This is a genomic window from Pedobacter sp. 01T416_2, assembly GCF_056398925.1.
Genome location: NZ_JBFTQI010000475.1, coordinates 1 through 5,998, shown reverse-complemented (window position 1 = coordinate 5,998; position 5,998 = coordinate 1). Strand labels below are relative to the sequence as shown.

Annotated in this window: 8 protein-coding genes; 7 read left to right on the top strand and 1 reads right to left on the bottom strand. The window is 36.3% G+C overall.

Annotated elements, in window-relative coordinates; all coding sequences use genetic code 11:
* Positions 1-59: 59 nt before the first annotated feature.
* The 4 genes from AC1DPQ_RS18365 to AC1DPQ_RS18350 all read left to right on the top strand — a co-directional run bounded on the left by AC1DPQ_RS18365 (position 60) and on the right by AC1DPQ_RS18350 (position 3,364).
* A complete protein-coding gene (locus AC1DPQ_RS18365; RefSeq protein ID WP_477581454.1) occupies positions 60-419 on the top strand; it encodes a four helix bundle protein in 360 nt (119 codons plus the stop codon).
* Positions 420-476: 57 nt separating this feature from the next.
* The gene (gene clpP / locus AC1DPQ_RS18360) at positions 477-1,184 is read left to right on the top strand and encodes an ATP-dependent Clp endopeptidase proteolytic subunit ClpP (RefSeq protein ID WP_307531483.1); all 708 of its coding nucleotides are present in this window, start codon (positions 477-479) and stop codon (positions 1,182-1,184) included.
* Positions 1,168-2,406, top strand: a complete 1,239-nt coding sequence (gene clpX, locus AC1DPQ_RS18355) for an ATP-dependent Clp protease ATP-binding subunit ClpX (RefSeq protein WP_057932890.1) — start codon at positions 1,168-1,170, stop codon at positions 2,404-2,406. The genes clpP and clpX overlap by 17 nt, the downstream gene beginning before the upstream one ends.
* A 94-nt stretch (positions 2,407-2,500) precedes the next feature.
* Positions 2,501-3,364, top strand: a complete 864-nt coding sequence (locus tag AC1DPQ_RS18350) for an AMP nucleosidase (RefSeq protein ID WP_477610468.1) — start codon at positions 2,501-2,503, stop codon at positions 3,362-3,364.
* Positions 3,365-3,604: 240 nt separating this feature from the next.
* On the opposite strand, the gene AC1DPQ_RS18345 is transcribed toward AC1DPQ_RS18350, so the two are convergent.
* Positions 3,605-4,465: a sigma-70 family RNA polymerase sigma factor gene (locus AC1DPQ_RS18345; protein WP_010601359.1), complete on the bottom strand. Its 861-nt coding sequence runs from the start codon at positions 4,463-4,465 to the stop codon at positions 3,605-3,607.
* A 296-nt stretch (positions 4,466-4,761) separates the two neighbouring features.
* Between AC1DPQ_RS18345 and AC1DPQ_RS18340 the strand changes: the two genes are divergently transcribed.
* The 3 genes from AC1DPQ_RS18340 to AC1DPQ_RS18330 all read left to right on the top strand — a co-directional run.
* Complete coding sequence (locus tag AC1DPQ_RS18340; RefSeq protein WP_477610467.1) at positions 4,762-5,319, top strand: hypothetical protein; 558 nt, start codon at positions 4,762-4,764, stop codon at positions 5,317-5,319.
* A 2-nt stretch (positions 5,320-5,321) separates the two neighbouring features.
* On the top strand, positions 5,322-5,909 hold the full coding sequence (locus AC1DPQ_RS18335) for a hypothetical protein (RefSeq protein WP_477610466.1): 588 nt from the start codon (positions 5,322-5,324) through the stop codon (positions 5,907-5,909).
* Positions 5,910-5,913: 4 nt separating this feature from the next.
* On the top strand, positions 5,914-5,998 hold an 85-nt coding region (locus AC1DPQ_RS18330; RefSeq protein ID WP_477610469.1), incomplete at its 3' end, for a helix-turn-helix domain-containing protein.

Below are 5,998 nucleotides of genomic sequence, written 5' to 3'. Positions count from 1 at the left end.
GAAGTAAGCGGTTGACGTAAGGCGCTTTGAAAATGATTGTGYTATTGCTATATTGAGTTATGGCTCAATTTAAATTTCAATCGCTCGAAGTTTGGCAGTTATCAATAGCATTAACTGATAAATTACTTGATATAGCTGACCGATTGTCAGTTGATAAAAAATACAGATTTGCAGAGCAGCTCAATGGGGCTGCTCTTAGCATATCTAATAATATTGCCGAAGGCTCAGGTTCTGTTTCCAATATGGAATTCGCTCATTATCTGAATATTGCGCATCGCTCTGCCTTTGAGAATGCAAATATTTTAGTAGTTTTAGAAAGAAGAAAATATATTTCTGACATAGAACTGAATGATTATCTTGAAGAATTAGATAAATTGGCACGGAAATTAACCAACTTCAGGAAATATTTATTAAAATAACTTGCGTATTTGGTTTAGGCTTAACCCGCTTATCGCAAAACGCCAAACTCTATAACTATGAACATAGATTCACAAGAATTCAGGAAATTTGCCGTTAAACATCAGGGGATTGGCGGTTTACACGTAGATAAATTTATTGCTCAGGCTAATCTGGACCCTAAGAGCATGACACCATATATCATTGAAGAACGCCAGTTGAATGTAGCGCAAATGGATGTTTTCTCTAGGTTAATGATGGACCGTATTATCTTTTTAGGTGATGCAATTTACGATCAGAATGCCAATATCATTCAGGCTCAGTTGTTGTTTTTGCAATCAACAGATGCCGATAGAGATATTCAGATCTACATTAACTCGCCAGGTGGCTCGGTTTATGCAGGTTTAGGTATTTATGATACCATGCAATATATACAACCAGATGTAGCTACAATCTGTACGGGTATGGCCGCTTCAATGGGAGCAGTTTTATTGGTAGCAGGCGCAAAAGGAAAACGTGCTGCATTACCTCACTCAAGAGTAATGATTCACCAACCATCAGGAGGCGCACAAGGCGTAGCATCTGATATGGAGATCAACCTGAGGGAGATGTTGAAATTGAAAAAAGAATTATACGATATTATTTCAGAGCACTCTGGGCAAACATATGATTGGGTCGAGAAAGCTTCAGATCGTGATTACTGGATGACAGCTGAAGAGGCAAAAGGATTTGGTATGGTTGATGAGGTGTTATCGAGAAACGCAAAAAAAGATGGCGAAACAAAATAAAGAATCCCGTTGTTCATTCTGCCATTCTGGCAAGCATGAAACGTTAATGTTGATTGAAGGCATGGATGCGTTTATCTGCGATAAATGTGTAACCCAGGCCAATCAATTGCTTGCGCAAGAATTAGGGACCAAAGGGACAAAAAATATTCAAGAGGCGATAAACTTATTAAAGCCTCTTGAAATTAAACAACATCTTGATCAGTATGTTATTGGTCAGGATGATGCTAAAAAGGTATTATCCGTTGCCGTTTACAATCACTACAAACGTTTAAATCAAAAAGTTGATAAAGACGAGATCGAGATCGAAAAATCAAATATCATGTTGGTGGGCGAAACAGGTACTGGTAAAACCCTTTTGGCTAAAACCATTGCGAAAATTTTGCATGTGCCATTCTGTATCTGCGATGCGACTGTTTTAACCGAAGCAGGTTATGTAGGTGAAGATGTTGAAAGTATTTTAACGCGCTTGCTTCAGGCTGCCGATTATGATGTAACAGCCGCTGAACGCGGTATCGTTTACATTGATGAGGTAGATAAAGTAGCGCGTAAAAGTGATAACCCATCCATTACACGTGATGTATCGGGAGAAGGTGTTCAACAGGCTTTATTGAAAATTTTAGAAGGTACGGTTGTAAACGTTCCACCTCAGGGCGGACGTAAGCACCCAGATCAGAAAATGATCCCGGTAAATACGAATAACATTCTATTTATCTGTGGAGGGGCATTTGATGGCATTGAACGTAAAATTGCCAACCGTTTACGCACGCAGGCCGTAGGTTATAAAGTAAAGAAAGATGAGACAGTTTTAGATCTTAAAAATCTTTATAAGTATATTACACCTCAGGATTTGAAATCTTTTGGATTAATTCCAGAATTAATTGGTCGTATACCGGTTCTTTCTCATTTAAACCCATTGGATAAAGAATCTTTAAGAAACATTTTAACCGCACCTAAAAATTCATTGATCAAGCAGTATGTAAAGCTTTTTGCTTATGAAGACGTAAAGCTTGTTTTTGATGAAGATGTTTTAAATTTTATTGTAGATAAAGCAATGGAATATAAACTGGGTGCACGTGGTTTAAGATCGATCTGTGAAGCGATTATGTTGGATGCGATGTTTGATACGCCAACACAGACGGATGTCAAGGAACTGCACATCAATCTCGATTACGCGATAGAGAAATTTGAAAAGGCCGACTTTAAAAAGTTGCAGGCCGCTTAAAAATTCAATCCTCTCGCGAAAGCGGGGGGATTTTTTTTTAATACAAGATTTGTTAACGCTAAGCGCCAAGCGCTATGCTCAAAACTAAAAGAATATGAACGAAGAAAAAGAAGTAAAAAAAGACGAGGAAATTGTAGCGAAATCAAAAAAAGTAAAAGAAGTAGAAACTCCTGTTAAATCGGGGTTAAAATCGAAAGATGAAATTGTTAAAAATTGGTTGCCACGTTATACTGGCAGACCCTTAGATCAATTTGGCGATTATATTCTGCTGACCAATTTCAGTAAGTATGTAACCATGTTTTYGGAATGGAACGATAATGCACCGGTTATGGGTTTAGATAAGCCTATGCAAAGTGTTACCGCAAATGGTATTACGATTATCAACTTTGGTATGGGAAGCCCCTTGGCTGCAACCATGATGGATTTATTGACGGCCATTAAACCTAAGGCTGTTTTGTTTTTAGGTAAATGTGGTGGTTTAAAGAAGAAGAACCAATTAGGCGATTTAATTTTGCCTATTGCCGCAATCAGGGGTGAAGGTACATCGAATGATTACTTGCCGGCAGAAGTGCCTGCATTGCCAGCATTCGCCTTGCAGAAAGCGATTTCTACAACCATACGCGATCATGGCAGAGATTATTGGACCGGAACCTGTTATACCACCAACCGGAGGGTTTGGGAGCACGATAAAGAATTTAAAAAATACTTGAAAACTTTAAGGGCGATGGCAGTGGATATGGAAACAGCTACGATTTTTACTACGGCCTTTGCCAATAAAATCCCAGCAGGCGCGTTACTTTTAGTTTCCGATCAACCGATGATTCCAGAAGGCGTTAAAACTGCCGAAAGCGATAGTACTGTAACCGAGAAATACGTAGAAACACATTTAAGAATTGGTATCGACTCATTAAAGCAATTAATCAATAACGGATTAACGGTAAAACATTTGTTGTTTTAACATAAGTTAAGTACTGTTGTAATTAGAGGGATCGTCATCCTGAACTTGTTTCAGGATCTTTTCGGCTTGAATTATTAACAAGTTAGATGCTGAAATAAATTCAGCATGACGCATCAAGTAAGGCAATCATTTTTGTTAAGACTTTGCATCGGACTCTTTTACCTGCATAAAAGTAAATCTATTTAAACAAAAAAAGACCGGCATTTGCCGATCTTTTAATATTTATTAAAATCTAAAATCTTATCCTAAATAAGATTTTAAGATTTTACTTCTTGATGTATGACGTAAACGCTGTAAAGCTTTATCCTTAATCTGACGGACACGTTCACGGGTTAAATTAAATTTCTCACCAATTTCTTCTAGAGAAAGGGGATGGTTAGAGCCTAAGCCGAAGAATAAAACGATAATTTCTCTCTCTCTTTCGGTTAAAGTAGATAAAGAACGTTTAATTTCTTCTGATAAAGATTCATTAATCAATGAGCTATCTGTATTTGGTTCGTGGTTTTCCAATACATCTAATAATGTATTTTCTTCACCTTGAACAAATGGAGCATCCATTGATACGTGGCGGCCTGAATTACTAAGTGTGTCCGAAATTTTATCCACTGTAGTTTCTAAAATATCGGCAAGTTCTTCAGGAGAAGGCTCACGCTCGTATTCTTGCTCTAATTTAGAGAAAGCTTTACTGATTTTGCTTAATGAACCTACCTGGTTTAAAGGTAAACGTACAATACGGCTTTGCTCGGCAATTGCCTGCAAAATAGATTGACGAATCCACCAAACGGCATAAGAAATGAATTTGAAACCTTTAGTCTCATCAAAACGTTTTGCCGCTTTAATTAAACCTAAGTTACCTTCATTGATTAAATCGCCTAAAGTTAGGCCTTGATTTTGATATTGTTTTGCAACAGATACAACGAAACGCAAGTTGGTCTTAGTCAATCGCTCTAATGCAGCCTGATCGCCCTCACGAATCTTCCTTGCTAAAATTACTTCCTCTTCTGCTGTTATTAAATCTACTTTGCCAATTTCGTGTAGGTATTTATCTAATGACTGACTTTCACGGTTGGTAATGGATTGCGTTATCTTGAGTTGTCTCATTTATACGAATTGTGTGCTCTTTAATTATTGAGTGTGCATTATTTATTGTAAATCAATAAATATATTTTGAATTATAATAATTATTTATTTATGTTTGTACTTTAAATGATTGAATAAATATGACGTTTCTTATTTTTTCAACTATTTAAAGCAAATAATAAAAGCCATTATTATGGGGTGTTTTTGATCATGTAGTTTTTGTCAGGTTGCATGAATAAAGATCAAAACAAGAAATCGGCTTAATTATTAACAGTAAATAAAATCTCAGGCGTTACATTTTAAACTGGTATGTAATTATGGAAATTAAAATAACAACCAATCAGATTTTGAAAGTATTACAGGTACTTTCCTGGATAATTTTTATAGGCCTATGTGTCGAAGCAGGTGGGGTAATTGTTAATACAATTATTACAACGTTTATAAACCCACAGGGTGTGAGGAACTTTTGGGATGGAGCAGATTATTTGTCAAGTGTTTACAAATTTGATCAGGGGTATTTCCTGGTCATTACATTCGTTATGATTATTGTTGCTGTGCTAAAAGCAATCATGTTCTATCTAATTTTGAAATTGTTTATCGATAAAAAACTCAGTATTTCTAAGCCTTTCAGTGTAGAATTGAGGCATTTTATTTTGATACAGGTTTTTTTAGCGCTTGGGATAGGATTTTTTGCCCATTTAGGCTATAAGTATACGGTTTGGCTCGCAGAGCAAGGGGTTATGGATGCTAATCTCCGATCGTTAAATATGGATGGAGCTGATGTGTGGTTCTTTATGGCCGTTGTGCTTTTTATAATTGTACAGGTTGTAAACAGAGGAATAGAAATTCAACAAGAAAACGATTTAACGATATAATCATGAGTAGTGCAGTGAAAATTCTAAGAAACTCGGCTTATGGCCTGATTGCTTACGCGCTGATTTCAGCCTTAACACATTTTGTTTATGCTGCAATAGATTACAATAACGGTATTTTAAAAATTAATGTTGTCAGACATTTACCAGCAAACAGCGTTAATGTTAATGGGTTTGATTTTACAAATAGCGAAATAGGGGTAATACAGATAAAACCTAGCCTTATGGATTCAATGATATTAGAAAATCAAATGTTCAACGATGGCGGTATAAGTGTTGTTTTTTACTTCGCGCTAGGTTGCTCAATTTTATTCGCCATAAAGTTTAAATTGATCAATATCTATAAATTGGAAGAGCAGAATGTTTATCAGCTATTGGTTATAATTATGTTTCTGTTTTTAGGGACCAGTATTGTAGGGACGACACTGATGGATAAGTATGTTGGCGACCTTACATTTGGTGCATTTAAACACGACCGTACACATCGTTTTTCTAATCTTTATCCTATGGGACTGATTATACTTGCATCTGCAACCTATCAGTTTATTGTGTATACCAGAAAACTCAAATTGGAAAACGATTTAACGATATAAACTCATGCCCATAATTGTAAATTTAGATGTAATGTTGGCCAGGCGTAAAATGTCGTTAACCGAATTAAGTGAACGGGTGGGGATTACAA